At 61.5% G+C, this 17,775-nt stretch carries 13 protein-coding genes and 1 tRNA gene; 3 read left to right on the top strand and 11 right to left on the bottom strand.

Going from position 1 to position 17,775, the window contains the following annotated elements; all coding sequences use genetic code 11:
* Positions 1-47 precede the first annotated feature (47 nt).
* Both ACFRJ9_RS21085 and rpoB read right to left on the bottom strand, forming a co-directional pair.
* A complete protein-coding gene (locus tag ACFRJ9_RS21085; RefSeq protein ID WP_377672104.1) occupies positions 48-3,947 on the bottom strand; it encodes a DNA-directed RNA polymerase subunit beta' in 3,900 nt (1,299 codons plus the stop codon).
* A gap of 104 nt (positions 3,948-4,051) precedes the next feature.
* On the bottom strand, positions 4,052-7,558 hold the full coding sequence (gene rpoB / locus ACFRJ9_RS21080) for a DNA-directed RNA polymerase subunit beta (protein ID WP_377672101.1): 3,507 nt from the start codon (positions 7,556-7,558) through the stop codon (positions 4,052-4,054).
* Positions 7,559-7,951: 393 nt separating this feature from the next.
* On the opposite strand from rpoB, the gene ACFRJ9_RS21075 reads away from it, so the two are divergent.
* Positions 7,952-9,151, top strand: coding sequence for an acetyl-CoA C-acetyltransferase (locus ACFRJ9_RS21075; protein ID WP_377672099.1), 1,200 nt, complete (start codon positions 7,952-7,954; stop codon positions 9,149-9,151).
* A complete protein-coding gene (locus ACFRJ9_RS21070) occupies positions 9,151-9,645 on the top strand; it encodes an aminoacyl-tRNA deacylase (protein WP_377672096.1) in 495 nt (164 codons plus the stop codon). The genes ACFRJ9_RS21075 and ACFRJ9_RS21070 overlap by 1 nt, the downstream gene beginning before the upstream one ends.
* Positions 9,646-9,770: 125 nt before the next feature.
* On the opposite strand, the gene rplL is transcribed toward ACFRJ9_RS21070, so the two are convergent.
* From rplL to ACFRJ9_RS21025, 9 genes are all read right to left on the bottom strand, one after another.
* The gene (rplL, locus tag ACFRJ9_RS21065) at positions 9,771-10,145 is read right to left on the bottom strand and encodes a 50S ribosomal protein L7/L12 (RefSeq protein WP_377672093.1); all 375 of its coding nucleotides are present in this window, start codon (positions 10,143-10,145) and stop codon (positions 9,771-9,773) included.
* A 76-nt stretch (positions 10,146-10,221) separates the two neighbouring features.
* Positions 10,222-10,815 (bottom strand): 50S ribosomal protein L10, encoded by a 594-nt coding sequence (gene rplJ / locus ACFRJ9_RS21060; protein ID WP_377672091.1) that lies wholly within the window; start codon positions 10,813-10,815, stop codon positions 10,222-10,224.
* A 299-nt stretch (positions 10,816-11,114) separates the two neighbouring features.
* Positions 11,115-12,284 (bottom strand): GNAT family N-acetyltransferase, encoded by a 1,170-nt coding sequence (locus ACFRJ9_RS21055; protein WP_377672089.1) that lies wholly within the window; start codon positions 12,282-12,284, stop codon positions 11,115-11,117.
* The gene (locus ACFRJ9_RS21050) at positions 12,263-13,330 is read right to left on the bottom strand and encodes a GNAT family N-acetyltransferase (protein WP_377672087.1); all 1,068 of its coding nucleotides are present in this window, start codon (positions 13,328-13,330) and stop codon (positions 12,263-12,265) included. The genes ACFRJ9_RS21055 and ACFRJ9_RS21050 overlap by 22 nt, the downstream gene beginning before the upstream one ends.
* 148 nt (positions 13,331-13,478) lie before the next feature.
* Positions 13,479-14,186, bottom strand: a complete 708-nt coding sequence (gene rplA, locus ACFRJ9_RS21045; RefSeq protein WP_377672084.1) for a 50S ribosomal protein L1 — start codon at positions 14,184-14,186, stop codon at positions 13,479-13,481.
* A 131-nt stretch (positions 14,187-14,317) separates the two neighbouring features.
* A complete protein-coding gene (gene rplK, locus ACFRJ9_RS21040; protein ID WP_166183617.1) occupies positions 14,318-14,749 on the bottom strand; it encodes a 50S ribosomal protein L11 in 432 nt (143 codons plus the stop codon).
* Positions 14,750-14,882: 133 nt separating this feature from the next.
* A complete protein-coding gene (gene nusG, locus ACFRJ9_RS21035; protein ID WP_377672082.1) occupies positions 14,883-15,731 on the bottom strand; it encodes a transcription termination/antitermination protein NusG in 849 nt (282 codons plus the stop codon).
* Between the two features lie 114 nt (positions 15,732-15,845).
* A complete protein-coding gene (gene secE, locus ACFRJ9_RS21030) occupies positions 15,846-16,127 on the bottom strand; it encodes a preprotein translocase subunit SecE (protein ID WP_377672079.1) in 282 nt (93 codons plus the stop codon).
* Positions 16,128-16,208: 81 nt separating this feature from the next.
* Positions 16,209-16,281 (bottom strand) — tRNA-Trp (locus ACFRJ9_RS21025).
* A gap of 255 nt (positions 16,282-16,536) precedes the next feature.
* On the opposite strand from ACFRJ9_RS21025, the gene ACFRJ9_RS21020 reads away from it, so the two are divergent.
* Positions 16,537-17,766: a pyridoxal phosphate-dependent aminotransferase gene (locus ACFRJ9_RS21020; protein ID WP_377672076.1), complete on the top strand. Its 1,230-nt coding sequence runs from the start codon at positions 16,537-16,539 to the stop codon at positions 17,764-17,766.
* Positions 17,767-17,775: the final 9 nt, after the last annotated feature.

Below are 17,775 nucleotides of genomic sequence, written 5' to 3'. Positions count from 1 at the left end.
GCACTCGAAAGTGCGGGGCCCCGACCTTTACAGCGTCAACGTCCGGGTCAGCGGAAGTCGTTGCCGAGATCGTAGTCATCCAACGGGATGGCGTGGAACTCAGGAGCGCCGTCGCCACCCAGGGCGTCATAGGAGAAGTCGGTGAAAGCGCTGGGGCCCGTGAACAGGCTTGCCTTTGCTTCTTCCGTCGGCTCCACGGTGACCTCCGTGTAGCGGGGCAGACCCGTACCGGCCGGGATGAGCTTACCGATGATGACGTTTTCCTTGAGGCCGAGCAGAGGATCGCTCTTGCCTTCCATGGCCGCCTGCGTCAGGACGCGGGTGGTTTCCTGGAAGGAAGCAGCCGACAGCCAGGACTCGGTAGCCAAGGAAGCCTTGGTGATACCCATGAGTTCCGGACGACCGGATGCCGGGGACTTGCCCTCGGATACGACGCGGCGGTTCTCGTCCTCGAAGCGTGAGCGCTCTGCAAGCTCACCGGGGAGCAAGTCGGAGTCGCCGGATTCGATGACGGTCACGCGGCGCAGCATCTGGCGGACGATAACCTCGACGTGCTTGTCGTGGATACCAATACCCTGGCTGCGGTAAACGCCCTGGACCTCGTCCACAAGGAACTTCTGTGCGGCACGGGGGCCCATGATGCGCAGAACCTGCTTCGGGTCCACCGGACCGTTGATCAGCTTCTGGCCGACGCTGACGTGCTCGCCATCCTCAATGAGGAGGCGGGAACGGCGCAGCACCGGGTAGGCAATCTCTTCGGAACCATCGTCCGGAGTGATGACCAGGCGCATCTGGCGCTCGGACTCTTCGATGGTGATGCGGCCGGCTGCTTCAGCAATCGGTGCGACACCCTTCGGAGTACGGGCTTCGAAGAGCTCCTGGATACGGGGCAGACCCTGGGTGATGTCGTCGCCACCGCTGGCAGAAACAGCACCACCGGTGTGGAACGTACGCATGGTCAGCTGGGTACCGGGTTCACCGATGGACTGTGCAGCGATGATGCCCACGGCCTCGCCGATGTCAACGGTCTTGCCGGTGGCCAGCGAACGGCCGTAGCACAGTGCACAGGTACCCACCTTGGACTCACACGTGAGTACAGAGCGGACCTTGACCTCGGTGATGCCTGCAGCGAGAAGCTGGTCGATGACAACGTCGCCGCAGTCAGTGCCGCCGGCAGCCAGGACGTTGCCCTGGGCATCGACGACGTCGACAGCCAGCGTACGTGCGTAGGCGCTGTTCTCGACGTTCTCGTCCAGGACGAGTTCACCGTTGGAATCCGGCACGGCAATCGGCGTGAGCAGACCGCGTTCGGTACCGCAGTCCTCTTCGCGGACGATGACGTCCTGCGAAACGTCCACCAGACGACGGGTCAAGTAACCCGAGTTGGCGGTACGGAGAGCGGTATCGGCCAGACCCTTACGGGCACCGTGCGTGGCGATGAAGTATTCCAGCACCGACAGGCCCTCGCGGTACGAGGACTTGATCGGACGCGGGATGATCTCACCCTTCGGGTTGGCCACAAGACCACGGATACCCGCGATCTGGCGGACCTGCATCCAGTTACCACGTGCACCGGAGGACACCATACGGTTGATGGTGTTCATCGGGGACAGGCTGTCGCGCATCGCCTGGGCGATCTCGTTCGTTGCCTTGTTCCAGATCTCGATCAGTTCCTGGCGACGCTCGTCGTCGTCGATCAGGCCCTTGTCGTACTGGCCCTGGATCTTGGCAGCCATGGTTTCGTAACCAGCCAGGATGGCCGGCTTGTCCTTGGGCACCTCGATGTCCGAGATAGCCACGGTGACGCCCGAGCGGGTTGCCCAGTAGAAACCGGCATCCTTCAGGTTGTCCAGCGTTGCCGCGGTGACAACCTTCGGGTAGCGCTCAGCGAGGTCGTTGACGATCCGGGACAGTTCACCCTTGTCGGCAACAGCCTCAACCCACGGGTAATCCTCAGGCAGCGTCTGGTTGAAGATGACCTGACCCAGGGAGGTCTGGACGAGAGCCGTCTGACCGGGCTCCCAACCTTCCGGAGCTTCCCAACCTGCGTACGGCACAAAGCCGTCCAGGCGGATCTTGACCTGGGAGTTCAGGTGCAGGTCACGGGCGTCGTACGCCATGATTGCTTCCGAAACCGAGGAGAAGATACGGCCTTCGCCGGCGGAACCGACGCGCTTGGTGGTCAGGTGGTACAGACCGATGATCATATCCTGCGAAGGCAGGGTCACCGGACGGCCATCGGACGGCTTCAGGATGTTGTTCGAGGACAGCATCAGGATGCGGGCTTCGGCCTGGGCTTCCGGGCTCAGCGGCAGGTGGACTGCCATCTGGTCGCCGTCGAAGTCAGCGTTGAAGGCGCCGCAAACCAGCGGGTGAAGCTGGATGGCTTTACCTTCAACAAGCTGAGGTTCGAACGCCTGGATGCCGAGGCGGTGAAGGGTAGGTGCACGGTTGAGCAGCACCGGGTGTTCGGTGATGATCTCTTCCAGCACGTCCCAGACCTGCGGACGGTAACGCTCCACCATGCGCTTTGCCGACTTGATGTTCTGTGCGTGGTTGAGGTCAACCAGGCGCTTCATCACGAACGGCTTGAAGAGCTCCAATGCCATCTGCTTGGGCAGACCACACTGGTGCAGCTTCAGCTGCGGGCCAACGACGATGACCGAACGGCCGGAGTAGTCGACGCGCTTGCCGAGGAGGTTCTGACGGAAACGACCCTGCTTGCCCTTGAGCATGTCGCTCAGGGACTTCAGCGGACGGTTGCCCGGACCCGTAACGGGGCGGCCACGACGACCGTTGTCGAAGAGGCTGTCAACAGCTTCCTGAAGCATGCGCTTCTCGTTGTTGACGATGATCTCCGGAGCACCCAGGTCAAGCAGTCGCTTGAGTCGGTTGTTGCGGTTGATCACGCGACGGTAGAGGTCGTTGAGGTCGGAAGTCGCAAAGCGGCCACCGTCCAACTGGACCATCGGGCGCAGTTCCGGCGGAATCACCGGGACGGCGTCGAGGACCATGCCGAGCGGGCTGTTGTTGGTGGTCAGGAATGCGTTGACAACCTTGAGGCGCTTCAGTGCACGCGTCTTGCGCTGGCCCTTGCCGTTCTGGATGGTGTCGCGCAAGGACTCAGCTTCAGCCTGCATGTCAAAGGTCTCGAGGCGCTTCTTGATGGCCTCGGCACCCATGGAGCCCTCGAAGTACAAACCGTAGCGGTCGCGCAGTTCGCGGTAGAGGCCTTCGTCGCCTTCAAGGTCAGCGACCTTGAGGTTCTTGAAGCGGTCCCAGACCTGCTCAAGGCGCTCGATGTCGGCGTCGGCACGCTTGCGGACGTTCGCCATCTGGCGGTCAGCAGAGTCGCGGGCCTTCTTCTTGTCGGCAGCCTTGGCGCCTTCGCCTTCAAGACGGGCAAGCTCGTCTTCAAGGTCGCGGGCAATCGTGGCGATGTCGCTGTCGCGGTTGTCCACCATCTGCTTCTTCTCGAGGTCGTGCTCGACCTGGAGGTTCGGCAGTTCGGCGTGACGGCTTTCGGTGTCAACGCTGGTGATCATGTAGGCGGCGAAGTAGATGACCTTTTCAAGGTCCTTCGGAGCCAAGTCAAGGAGGTAGCCCAAGCGCGAGGGAACGCCCTTGAAGTACCAGATGTGGGTTACAGGCGCGGCCAGTTCGATGTGGCCCATGCGCTCACGGCGCACCTTGGCGCGAGTGACTTCAACGCCACAACGCTCGCAGATGATGCCCTTGAAGCGGACGCGCTTGTACTTACCGCAGTAGCATTCCCAGTCGCGGGAAGGGCCGAAGATCTTCTCGCAGAAGAGGCCGTCCTTCTCGGGCTTGAGGGTGCGGTAGTTGATGGTTTCCGGCTTCTTGACCTCACCGTAAGACCAGCCGCGGATGTCTTCCGCGGTGGCGAGGCCGATCTGCATGAGGCCGAAGGAGGATTCGCTGGACATATGGTCCCTGTTCTCTCTTGTTCTCTAAATTCTGAAGTCTTGGTTACGGGAAGAGGGAGCTGTCCCGGCGGGCAATGGCATTGCCGTGCCCGCCGGAACGGCTGCTAAACCTCTTCTACGGAACTGGGCTCTGCACGAGACAGATCGATGCCCAGTTCTTCCGCAGCCGTGAAGACTGCGTCATCAGAGTCACGCATTTCGATCGTGGTTCCGTCGGTGGAAAGAACTTCCACGTTCAGGCACAACGACTGCATTTCCTTGATCAAGACCTTGAAGGACTCGGGAACGCCAGGCTCAGGGATGTTCTCGCCCTTGACGATGGCTTCGTAGACCTTCACACGACCATGAATGTCATCGGACTTGATCGTAAGGAGTTCCTGAAGGGTGTAAGCGGCGCCATAAGCTTCAAGCGCCCACACTTCCATTTCACCGAAGCGCTGGCCACCGAACTGAGCCTTACCACCCAGCGGCTGCTGCGTGATCATGGAGTACGGGCCGGTGGAGCGCGCGTGGATCTTGTCGTCCACCAAGTGGTGGAGCTTCAGGATGTACATGTAACCGACGGAGATCGGGTCCGGGAACGGCTCGCCGGAGCGGCCGTCGAACAGACGGGTCTTGCCGGAGGAATCGATCAGGCGGTCGCCATCGCGAGTCACGTTGGTGGAGTCAAGCAGGCCCGTGATTTCTTCTTCGCGGGCGCCATCGAACACCGGAGTGGCAACGGTGGTCTGGCCGGTTTCACGGGGCAGGTTCGGGAGGTTCTTGACCCACTCCGGCTCGCCTTCGATCTTCCAACCGGTCTTGGCAACCCAACCGAGGTGGGTTTCCAGGACCTGGCCAACGTTCATTCGACCCGGAACACCCAGCGGGTTCAGGACGATGTCCACCGGCGTGCCATCGGCAAGGAAGGGCATGTCCTCGATCGGGAGGATCTTGGAGATAACACCCTTGTTGCCGTGACGGCCGGCGAGCTTGTCGCCGTCGGTGATCTTGCGCTTGGCTGCAACGTAGACGCGGACCAGCTGGTTCACGCCCGGGGGCAGTTCGTCGTCGTTGTCGCGGTCGAAGACGCGCACGCCGATGACCGTACCGGACTCGCCGTGGGGCACCTTCAAGGAGGTGTCGCGGACTTCGCGGGACTTCTCACCGAAGATGGCGCGCAGCAGGCGCTCTTCCGGGGTCAGTTCGGTTTCACCCTTGGGGGTGACCTTTCCGACCAGGATGTCGCCGGCTTCGACCTCGGCACCGATGTGGATGATGCCGCGCTCGTCCAGGCCTGCCAGGACTTCCTCGGACACGTTGGGGATGTCACGCGTGATTTCCTCGGCACCAAGCTTGGTGTCGCGGGCATCAATTTCGTGCTCCTCGATGTGGATGGAGGAAAGGACGTCCTCAGCAACAATGCGCTGGGACAGGATGATGGCGTCCTCGAAGTTGTGGCCTTCCCATGACATGAATGCCACGAGCAGGTTCTTGCCGAGTGCGAGTTCACCCTGGTCCGTTGCAGGACCGTCGGCGATGATGCCGCCGACTTCCAGGCGCTGGCCTTCGTTGACCAGAACACGGTGGTTGTAGCAGTTGCCCTGGTTGGAACGGGCGAACTTGTTGATGCGGTAGTTGGTCTCGGTGCCGTCGTCGTTGATCATGACAACCAGCTCGGCGGAAACCTCGGTGACCACACCTGCCTTCTTCGCGATGACAACGTCACCGGCGTCGACTGCTGCTGCGCGCTCCATGCCGGTGCCCACGAACGGAGCCTCGGAACGGACCAGCGGCACGGCCTGGCGCTGCATGTTGGCACCCATGAGTGCACGGTTGGCATCGTCATGCTCGAGGAACGGAATCAGGGCGGTTGCCACGGACACCATCTGGCGCGGGGAAACGTCCATGAACTGAACTTCGCCGGCGGGAACCAGGACGGGCTCGCCTCCACCACCACGGGCACGGACCAGGACAGTCTCTTCCGAGAACTTCTTGTCAGCATCCAAAGGAGCGTTGGCCTGTGCGATCAGGACCTCGGCTTCGTCGTCGGCCGTCAGGTACTCGACCTCGTCCGAAACCACGCCGTTGGAAACCAAGCGGTACGGGGTTTCGATGAAACCGAACGGGTTGATCCGGCCGTAGGACGCCAACGAACCGATCAGACCGATGTTCGGGCCTTCAGGGGTTTCAATGGGGCACATGCGTCCGTAGTGGGACGGGTGAACGTCTCGAACTTCCATGCCTGCGCGGTCACGGGACAGACCACCCGGGCCAAGTGCCGAGAGGCGGCGCTTGTGGGTCAGACCCGACAGCGGGTTGTTCTGGTCCATGAACTGCGACAGCTGGGAGGTTCCGAAGAACTCCTTGATGGCTGCAACGACAGGGCGGATGTTGATCAGCGTCTGCGGCGTGATGGCCTCGACGTCCTGCGTGGTCATGCGTTCGCGGACGACGCGTTCCATGCGGGAAAGACCCGTGCGGACCTGGTTTTCGATCAGTTCGCCCACGGCGCGGATGCGACGGTTGCCGAAGTGGTCGATGTCGTCGATCTCGACGCGGAGCTCGTGGTCTTCGCCATCGCGCTTGCCCGTGAGCGTCTTCTCGCCGGCGTGCAGCGCAACGAGGAACTTGATCATGGCAACGATGTCTTCGACGTGCAGGACCGAAGCTTCCTTGTCACCAAGGGAGCGGTCAATGCCGAGCTTGCGGTTGATCTTGTAGCGGCCAACCTTGGCCAGATCGTAGCGCTTGGCGTTGAAGTACAGGTTGTCCAGCAGGGACTGGGCAGCCTCGACTGTGGGCGGCTCGCCCGGACGAAGCTTGCGGTAGATGTCCAGAAGGGCGTCTTCGCGCGTTTCGGTGGCGTCCTTCTCCAGCGTTGCACGCATGGAGTCGTACTGGCCGAACTCTTCCAGGATCTGGCCTTCGGTCCAGCCGAGGGCCTTCAGCAGAACCGTGACCGACTGCTTGCGCTTGCGGTCGAGGCGAACGCCGACCTGATCGCGCTTGTCGATTTCGAGTTCGAACCATGCACCGCGTGACGGGATGATCTTCGCAGTGAAGATGTCCTTGTCACTGGTCTTGTCCGCGGTGCGCTCGAAGTAGGCGCCCGGTGAACGGACCAGCTGGGAGACGACGACACGCTCGGTGCCGTTGACGACGAACGTTCCCTTCTCAGTCATGAGGGGGAAGTCGCCCATGAACACGGTCTGCTGCTTGATTTCGCCCGTGTTGTTGTTCATGAACTCGGCCTTGACATACAGCGGGGCCGAGTAGGTGGCGTCACGGTCTTTACATTCGGCCATGGTGTACTTCGGGTCAGCGAACTCCGGCTCGGAGAAGCTCAGGGACATGGTGCCCTGGAAGTCCTCGATGGGGGAGATCTCTTCGAAGATATCGGCAAGTCCGGAGCTGGTGGCGACGCTGAGGTCGCCCTCCTCGACAGCCTTCGCTACCCGCGCCTGCCAGCGTTCGTTTCCGACGAGCCAGTCAAAGCTGTCGGTCTGCAGGGCGAGAAGATTCGGAACATCAAGGGGTTCGTGAATCTTTGCGAATGAGAGGCGGCGGGTGGCACCATCGGTGCTTGCCGTGTTAGCGGTTTCGTTATTAGAGGTGCTCGAGGCGACCAAGAGGGATCCTTCCACAGACCTTCAGGCGTTTTCAGATCTCCCCCGTTTGCATGTTGCAGAGTGCTCCGCAGCATACTTATTCCGGTTCCGCTATATGACCCGGCCCCAGTCTGCGCATGGCGATGCTCGTTCTTCTGAACGGCACGTCAATAAACGCAGCTGAGAGGTAAAGCCCACCGCTATATGAAGGCTGAAGGTTAACAGGGAAGACGCAAATATCTACGATACGGCAAAGCAGCCTTCCTGTCTACCCCAGATTGTCCGTGAATGCAAGCACCGTTGCTGCAGGCACCTATGCTGCGGAATACCCGGAGCGGCACAATGATTGAAGGTAAAGCCGACGCGCACCCCGCGATAGCCTAGCTACACCACTCCAGGATCGGAAGAGAGACCATGACCACCACCGCTGACGACAATGACGTTGTCATCCTTGCCGCCTCACGCACTCCGCAGGGCCGGCTGAACGGGCAATTGGCGGGCTTCACCGCCGTCGACCTCGGCGCCCATGCCATAGCGGCCGCCCTGTCCTCCAGCGGTGTCAAGGCCGAGCAGGTGGACGCCGTCATCATGGGCCAGGTCCTGCAGGCGGGCGCCGGTCAAAACCCTGCGCGGCAGAGCGCCATCGCCGCGGGCGTAGGGTGGAACATCCCCGCCGTAACCATCAACAAAGTGTGCTTGTCCGGACTGACTGCCGTCATCGACGCGGCCCGGATGATCCGCAGCGGGGACGCCACGGTAGTTGTTGCCGGCGGCCAGGAATCCATGACCCGCGCTCCCCATATCCTCCCCGGGTCCCGGCAAGGCTGGACCTACGGCGCCATTCAAGCCTTGGACGTCGCCGCCCACGACGGCCTCACGGACGCTTTCGACGGTCAGTCCATGGGCCTGTCCACGGAGACCAAGAACGTGACCCTTGGCATCGACCGGAAAGCCCAGGACGAGGTAGCCGCCGCCTCGCACCAACGTGCGGCGGCCGCCGTCGCGAACGGAATCTTCGACGTCGAGATCGCACCGGTAAGGGTCAAGCAACGCAAGGGCGACCCCATAGTCCTCGCCTCTGATGAGGGGATCCGGCCCAACACCACCATAGAGACGCTGGCCCCTTTGAAGGCCGCCTTCGCTACGGACGGCACCATCACAGCGGGCAATTCCTCTCCCCTCTCCGACGGCGCATCCGCTCTTGTGCTGACGAGTCGCCGTTTTGCCAAGGACAACGGGCTGGAGTACCTCGCAGTCGTCGGGAAGCCCGGGCAAGTAGCCGGACCGGACAACTCGCTGCACTCCCAACCGTCCAACGCCATTGCGCAGGCATTGAAGCGGGCGGGTTGGACGGCCGAGGACTTGGACTTCATCGAGATCAATGAGGCTTTTGGCTCAGTGGCCGTCCAGTCCCTCAAGGACCTCCGGTACCCGTTGGAGAAATGCAACATCCACGGCGGCGCCATTGCCCTGGGCCACCCCATCGGGGCATCCGGTGCACGGTTGGCGCTGCACGCAGCCCACGAGCTCAGCCGGAGGGGAACCGGCAAGGCTGCCGTTTCGCTCTGCGGCGGTGGCGGCCAGGGTGAAGCCCTTCTCCTCTACCGTGACTAATGGAGGATGACATGATCGAACCTGTGATGGACGGCGCCGAACGGTTCCTGTCCGATGCCGCTGCGCGTGGACTGGACGTTGACGTCGTCGAACGTCCGGCGGCCCGCAGCCTGGAAGAAGCCGCCGGCATCCTCGGCATCCGCCCTGCGGACATTGTGAAGTCCCTCGTGGTCAAGCACCGCGACGGCAGCTTCCTTTTCGCGCTCATTCCCGGCGACCGCCAAATCTCATGGCCAAAGCTACGGGCGCTGGTAGGAGTCAACAAGCTGTCCTTGCCGCATGCCGACGTCGCCTTGGCCGCAACCGGCTACGAGCGGGGAACCATCACGCCGTTGGGAAGCACCACAGCTTGGCCGGTGTACGCCGATGCGACGATCGCCGGGCGCCGTATCTCCATGGGTGCCGGGGCTCATGGCCGCAGCGCGTTCGTGGATGCGGATGAGCTCACCGCCGCCTTGGGCGCCGTGGTGGCAGACATCAGCGAACCTGCATAGGGCAACGCGGGGTCACTTACGGCCGGTAATCCCCTTTGGGATGGGCCGCAAGTGACCCCGCGTTGCTGTTAAACGCAGGAAGCCCCGCCCGGCGAACCGGACGGGGCTTCCACAAGCAAGACGAGTTACTTGAGGGTAACCGTTGCGCCAGCTTCTTCGAGCTGAGCCTTTGCCTTCTCGGCAGCTTCCTTGGTGGCGCCTTCGAGAACAGCCTTCGGTGCGCTGTCAACCAGGTCCTTGGCTTCCTTGAGGCCGAGGGAGGTGATGGCGCGAACTTCCTTGATCACTGCGATCTTCTTGTCGCCAGCAGCTTCGAGGATGACGTCAAAGTCAGTCTTCTCTTCAACGGCTTCAGCGGCACCGGCAGCGGGGCCAGCAACTGCAACAGCAGCAGCCGTAACTTCGAAGGTCTCTTCGAAGAGCTTGACGAACTCGGAGAGCTCGATGATGGTCAGTTCCTTGAAAGCTTCAATGAGCTCTTCGTTGCTGAGCTTCGCCATGGTGGCGTCCTTCCATTAGTTGGTGCAGATGCGGATCGAGCCGCTCCATGCACCAGAGTTTGATTGGGGGGAGAACTTAGTTCTCTTCGGTTGCAGCTTCAGCGGCTTCGGCCGGAGCCGCAACCTCTTCAGCAGCAGCCTCTTCGGCGGCCGGAGCTTCTTCAGCGGCCGGTGCAGAAGCGCCGCCCTCTTCTTCAAGCTTGAGGCGCAGAGCATCGATGATGCGTGCAGCAGCGGATGCGGGAGCCTTGAGGACACCAGCAACACGTGCAAGCTGCAGCTCGCGGGACTCGAGGGCTGCCAGTGCGGCAACACCTTCTGCATCCAGTGCCTTACCTTCAAAGAAACCGGTCTTGATAACCAGCTGCTTGTTGGTCTTGGCAAAGTCCGTCAGGCTCTTGGCAGCAGCAACAGCGTCGCCCTTGATGAAGGCGATTGCAGTGGGGCCGGCAAGCTGATCGTCGAATGCTTCGACTCCAGCTTCCTTGGCTGCAATGGCGCTCAGGGTGTTCTTGACGACCGAGAACTTGGTGTCCTGGCCGAGCGCAACACGCAGTTCCTTGAGCTGTGCAACAGTGAGCCCGCGGTATTCGGTCAGGACAGCCGCGTTCGATTCCTTGAAATCGTTGGCGATCTCTGCAACTGCGGAGATCTTGCTAGGCGTTGTCATAACCCTCCTTCCGGGGAATAAAGCCGGTCTTCCGGGTCCCCGCTCATGAGAGCTAAAACTAAAAACGCCCCGCGCAGATGCACGGGGCTTGGCTCAACACAGTTCAACTGCGGAGACTAGCTTCGTTCACCTGCGCCGGCCGCCCTATGTTCAGGGTCCTTCGTCAAGGAATACACTTTGTCCTTCCAGGCGTAGCTGCAGAATTGAGCTGCGCTTGGAAGAGTGGATTCCCATCAACCGACGGTCTTTGGTACTTCAAGGTTACGGGAGAGTGTTCGGCAAACCAAATCGACGGCCGCCTAGTCCGAGGACGTAACCTTCGGCCCCCGGTCCGGAAGTTCCTTCTGCCATAGTCCCGTGACACCGGCGGTGGTAAAGCCAAGTTGCTTGTTCACGGTCAGGAGGTACCTGTTCTCCGGGGCATTCCAGGTGTAGATGACCCGTGCGTCCGGAAATTGCTCACTGAGCCTTTCCATATTGGCCACCTTGATCAACAAACCGAGCTTGTTACCGCGGTGCTCCTGGAGAACCAGGGTATCGTCCTGGAAAACCACGTCCTGGCGGTGCGCCAGGACGCTGATGGTGGTCAGGCCCACGATCCGGCCGCTGGCTACATGCTCGACGGCGGTCACCACCGTCCGCCTGCCCTGCGCCAATGCCGCGTCCTCAGTTTCGCGCAGCACTGCTGCGTCGAAAACCATTCCCGTTACCTGGACGGCCGGAGCCTCGTCCTCAGGAACATCATGGACAACCTCGCCGGCCGCGTTTTCGAGGGCCGCTACCGCCTCCAACCACGGTTCGGGGCAACGATCCGTCCAGTGGTGGAGCGCGTAACGGCCGCCGTTGGCTTCCTCGGCCTCACGTTGCAGGTCCGCTACAAGCTTGGAATCCAAGGGAAGTGCGCAAGAGCTGAATTGCTCGATGTGCTGGAGGGTGTAGCCGGCCCGCTTGGCGAAATCGACTTCCCTGCTGCTGACCGGGACGAAACCCGCCCCGCTCCCCGGAATCAACTGGTCCTCGGGTATTTCGGTCAGCGAAGTTGCCGGATGGTTGGTGTCCACCAGGATCATGGTCCGGCCCTCTGCCCGGGCAAGCTGTTCCGCGGCCTCAAGGAGTTGCCGCCCGACGCCCTGCCTCTGAAACTCCGGAAGGATGTCCAAGGTGAACTCCGCCAAGTCCATGTTGTCCGCCAGGGGCAAGGCAATGTCCACTGTGCCGACTATGACCCCGTCCACCTTGGCCACCAGGATGATCTGCCGCTCGTAGGTATCGGAAAACTCCAGGAGCTTTTCCAAGGGCGTGTACGCGAGGTCGTCGCTCCCCCAGGTCTGCATCCGTACCCGGCGCCCAACCTCAACGGCGTCCAGGAAATCAGCGGCGTCGGGGCTGTCCAGGGTGTCAGGCACCCACAGCTGCTCGACTTGAACGGTCTTCGCCTCGTCTACAGTCATCCCAGCCGTTTCTGCCATTCGCCTTCAAAGCCGGAAGGCTTGAATCCAAGGGCGATATTTATGGCCAGCATATGCCGGTTTTCATTGGCGTTCCACGTCATCACAGATGTGGCGTCCGTCCACAGCCCTGCAGCACGCCGCAGGTTGGCGATCTTTACCAGCATCCCCAGCCTGTGTCCGCGGTGCCCGGGAGCCACCAGGGTATCTTCCTGGTAGATCACCGCCGGCGTAGCCCCGCGATGCGTAAGCACCGTATAGGCAGCCAACTCCCCGGTCCCATCGTGGCGGGCTACGGCAACCACAGAGTCCAGGCCGCTTGCCTTCACCGTGGACTCTTCCTGGCGGACACGGACGGCATCCCAGTCCTCACCTTCCCAACCAAGCCCCGCAATGGGAACTTCGGTGCTCATGAGGCTCTTCAGCCTGGAGAACGCCCCCACGAGGTCATCGGGGCACCGATCCCCCCAGCCCAGGAGGCTGTAGCCGGAGGCTTGCTGCGTCGCTTGAGCTTCCAGTTCCGCCAGGAGCGGCTCAGCCACCGGCAGTTCCAGGGTGCTGTTGGTCTCCACTTGTTCCAAGGAGTAGCCGTTATGCAGCGCGAAGCAGGTAGATGCCGAGTCTCGTGGGACACCGCCTGTTCCGGATTTTGCGCCCAACAGGACTGCACCTGAGTCGGGTCCGATCGGTTCACCGCAATAGGCGTCGAAGGAGACCCGGTCCCGCTCCCGCGCCCTCTCTTCCAGCCAACGCAGGATCTCCGACCCAATGCCGCGCCGGCGAAAGGCCGGGTCAACCACAACGTCCACGCCCGCCGTCGTCGTATTCTCGCTCAGCGGCAGCGTCAACGATCCCGAGCCAACAGGAGCACCATCAAGGCGCGCCAGGAACACTTGGCGTTCTTCGTATTCGTTTCCCTGCCAGAACAGAACAGCCTCGGCGAAGGTGGCGCAGCGGTCAAGGTTCCCCCACAATGCGAACTCATGTGCCACGAGCAGCTCGTGAAAGGTCCGGAACCCGGAGTCTTCGCCGGCGTCCGGACTTGCCGGGACTGGGACCCGTTCCATGGTCAACCCGACGTTTGTAAAAGAGCTCGACGACGTCACGGCACACAGCCTACGACCCGCCTCTCACCCCGAACAAGGAAAGGTCAAAGAAAAAGGACCGCCCGGCAAAGCCGGACGGTCCTTTTCTCAGAGCAAGTGCTCGCGAAGCTTACGCCTCGGTGAGAACCTTGGTGACGTTCGGGTCAACGGTGATGCCCGGGCCGAACGTGGTGGCAACGGTAGCCTTCTGGATGTAGCGGCCCTTGGAAGCGGACGGCTTCAAACGAAGCACCTCTTCCAGTGCAGCTGCGTAGTTCTCCGCCAGCTTGAGGGCGTCGAAGGACACCTTGCCGATGATGAAGTGCAGGTTGGAGTGCTTGTCGACGCGGAAGTCGATCTTGCCACCCTTGATGTCGTTGACAGCCTTGGTGACGTCCGGGGTAACCGTGCCGGTCTTCGGGTTCGGCATGAGGTTACGCGGGCCCAGGACCTTACCGAGGCGGCCAACCTTACCCATGAGGTCAGGCGTTGCCACTGCGGCGTCGAAGTCGGTCCAGCCGGCTGCGATCTTTTCGATCAGGTCATCGGAACCAACGAAGTCAGCGCCGGCAGCGATTGCTGCTTCAGCCTTGTCGCCGGTTGCGAAAACGAGGACGCGGGCGGTCTTACCGGTGCCGTGCGGCAGGTTGACGGTGCCACGAACCATCTGGTCAGCCTTACGCGGGTCAACGCCCAGGCGGAAAGCTACCTCGATGGTTGCGTCGAACTTGGAAGGGTTGGTGTCCTTCGCGAGGGTGATGGCCTCGAACGGGGCGTAGAGCTTGTCTGCCTCGATCTTGGCTACGGCTGCCTCATATGCTTTGCTGCGCTTTGCCATGCTGCTGTTTCTCCTTGTGCAGTTGTGGTCTACGGACCGCGCTGGGCCCTGCCACAGTCGTGGATCCGGCAAAGGATCCTACGACATTTCAAATGTTCAAATGCCGGGTACCCGGCGGATGAAGGCTGTTATTAGCCTTCGACGGTGATGCCCATGGAACGGGCAGTGCCTGCGATGATCTTGGCAGCAGCCGCGATGTCGTTGGCGTTGAGGTCTTCCATCTTGGTGGAAGCGATCTCTTCGACCTGTGCCTGGGTCAGCTTGGCAACCTTGACGGTGTGCGGGGTAGCTGAACCCTTGGCGACGCCTGCAGCCTTCTTGATGAGCTCTGCAGCCGGCGGGGTCTTGGTGATGAAGGTGAAGGAACGGTCCTCGTAGACCGTGATTTCAACCGGGATAACGTTTCCGCGCTGGGATTCCGTTGCAGCGTTGTACGCCTTGCAGAATTCCATGATGTTGACACCGTGCTGGCCGAGCGCAGGACCGATCGGCGGGGCCGGGTTAGCGGCACCTGCCTGGATCTGCAGCTTGATGAGGCCGGTGACCTTCTTCTTGGGAGCCAATGTAGGGTCCTTCTCTCAATAGCTTCCTGGGACACAGGAGCGCGTCTCAGGTTGGTGGCCGCCATGGCAAGGCGACCGGCCGCTCCTGTCCTGCTAAGCGGGCACGGCAGGAGCGAATTCTTGTGGGATTCAGCTAGATCTTGGTGACCTGGTTGAATGCGAGCGTAACCGGGGTTTCGCGCTCGAAGATCGAGACGAGCACCACGAGGGTCTGCGACTCGGGCTTGATCTCGGAGATCGTTGCCGGGAGGGTCTCGAACGGACCTTCCTTGACGATGACGGACTCGCCGACCTCGAAGTCGACGGCCACGGGAACCTGGTTCTGCTTGTTGACCGGCTTGCCCTGCTCTGCCTGCTCTTCTTCGAAGACCGGGGCGAGCATGGAGAAGACCTCATCGAGACGCAGCGGGACGGGGTTGTGGGCGTTGCCCACGAAGCCGGTGACACCCGGAGTGTGACGAACGGCGCCCCAGGATGCGTCAGTCAGGTCCATGCGGACCAGAACGTAGCCGGGGATGCGAACGCGGTTGATCACCTTGCGCTGCGCGTTCTTGATCTCGACAACCTCTTCCATCGGGACCTGGATCTCGAAGATGTAATCTTCCATGTCCAAGGTCTGGATGCGGGTCTCAAGGTTGGCCTTCACGCGGTTTTCATAACCTGCGTAGGAGTGGATGACGTACCAGTCACCCTCCTGGCGGCGCAGCTTGGCCTTGAATTCGTCAGCCGGGTCGGCCGGCGCTGCGGCAGCAGCGGCGGCGAGGCCATCGGCGTCGGACTCTTCAGTTGCGTCCTCGGCGTCGGACGCGTCATCAGACTCGTCGTCTACGTCAGCTTCGAAATCCTCTTCGGAGTCCTCGACGTCGACGTCAGCAGATTCGGGCGCAGCGGAATCGACCTCGGACTCTTCCACAACCTCAGCTGCGGCGCCCTCAGTTTCTTCCAGCTCAGTCTCGTTTACCTCGAGCTCCTGCTCAGACACTTGGTCTCCTGCTTCCTCATTGCCTAACATGCCTATTTAAATGGCTCAATTCCGCAAACCCCGCAAAATCCTTGACTTACCAAGAAATTTCACACAGTTTGCGGACAGATCCGCTTAGCGGTCCGTAGCGCCTGACCCACCGAAGACCCAGCTGACTCCTGTACCGAAGGCCAGATCCAACAGCGTGACGATGAGCATCATGATGACGACGAACACCAGCACCACGAGCGTGTAGTTGATCAGTTCCTTGCGGGTGGGTGCAACAACCTTCTTCAGTTCACCGATGACCTGGCGGACGAAGAGTGCAATACGGGCGAAGAAGCCGCGATCGGCTTTCTTGGCGGGACGGCCCTTTGAGCTGCTAGCAGCCGTTTCGGTCACCTGGTCCTCACTCACCTTGCAAAAGTCGTTGACCCGACTCTGATCAGAGCCATGGTTGCTGCGCGTGCTCCGGCGTTTCCGCCGGAACAGCTTGCGCAGGGCAGACAGGACTCGAACCTGCAACCTGCGGTTTTGGAGACCGCTGCGCTACCAATTGCGCCACTACCCTATGGATCGAATCCATGTTTCAGGCCGCACTTCAGCCTGCGGTGCTTTTCAACACCGGTGAACCAGTCTACGCAAGAATTTCGCGATAGTCGAACCGGCTCATTCCGGACCTTCCAAACCCTTACAGATCAGTGTGAGCAGCATTATCAGTCACATTGTTCTGCAGGCGCCCGGGAGCTCCGCAGAACAGCATAAGGTAGTTTACGTCGAATCCCATCATCCAGCCCATGAGCTGCCTGCGAAGAACGGTACATAGATGTCTGCCGGAACAACTGCCGCCCGCATTTCACAGCGAATCTCAGCCATTGCCGAGTCCGCCACCCTTGCCGTTGACGCCAAGGCCAAGGCACTGAAGGCCGCGGGGCGACCCGTGATCGGCTTCGGTGCCGGCGAACCCGATTTCCCCACGCCGGACTACATCGTCCAGGCCGCCATCGAGGCCGCCAGCCAGCCGAAGTACCACCGCTACTCCCCTGCCGCGGGCCTGCCCGAGCTGAAGAAGGCCATTGCGGACAAGACCCTGCGGGACTCCGGTTACCAGGTTGATCCCTCCCAGGTCCTGGTGACCAACGGCGGCAAGCAGGCCGTCTACAACACCTTCGCCACCTTGGTTGACCCGGGCGACGAAGTCATCATTCCCACGCCCTTCTGGACCACCTATCCGGAAGCAATCCGCCTGGCCGGCGGTGTTCCCGTGGAGGTTTTCGCCGGACCGGAGCAGGGCTACCTCGTAACGGTCGAGCAGCTTGAAGCCGCGGTGACGGACAAGACCAAGATCCTGCTGTTCGTGTCCCCGTCCAACCCCACCGGCGCCGTGTACAGCCCGGAGCAGGTTGCGGAGATCGGCAAATGGGCAGCGTCCAAGGGCCTGTGGGTGGTCACAGACGAAATCTACGAACACCTCACCTATGACGGCGTCGAGTTCACCTCCATCGCCACTGCCGCACCGGAACTTGGCGACAAAGTTGTCATCCTCAATGGCGTGGCCAAGACCTATGCAATGACCGGCTGGCGGGTCGGTTGGATGATCGGCCCGGCCGATGTCATCAAGGCAGCCACCAACCTGCAGTCGCACGCGACGTCCAACGTCTCGAACATCATGCAGATCGCCGCTGCCGCTGCCCTCACGGGTCCGCTGACCGCCGTCGACGAGATGAAGGTGGCCTTCGACCGCCGCCGCAAGGCGATTGTCGCCGGGCTGAACGCGATCGAAGGCGTTGAATGCCCGACGCCGACCGGCGCCTTCTACGTGTACGCGGACGTTCGCGGACTGCTGGGCAAGGAATTTGAGACGGCGAATGGTCCTGTCCGCCCCGGCACCTCGGCTGAACTGGCAACCCTGATCCTTGATGAAGTGGAAGTTGCCGTGGTTCCTGGTGAAGCATTCGGCCCGTCCGGCTACCTGCGGCTCTCCTACGCACTTGGCGATGACGACCTCGCTGAAGGTGTCGGCCGCATCCAGGCATTCCTGGGCAAGGCCAAATAGCCCGCCCAA

The sequence above is a fragment of the Paenarthrobacter sp. NPDC056912 genome (assembly GCF_042786555.1).
Lineage (GTDB): Bacteria > Actinomycetota > Actinomycetes > Actinomycetales > Micrococcaceae > Arthrobacter.
This window is presented reverse-complemented; position numbering and strand designations above follow the sequence as displayed.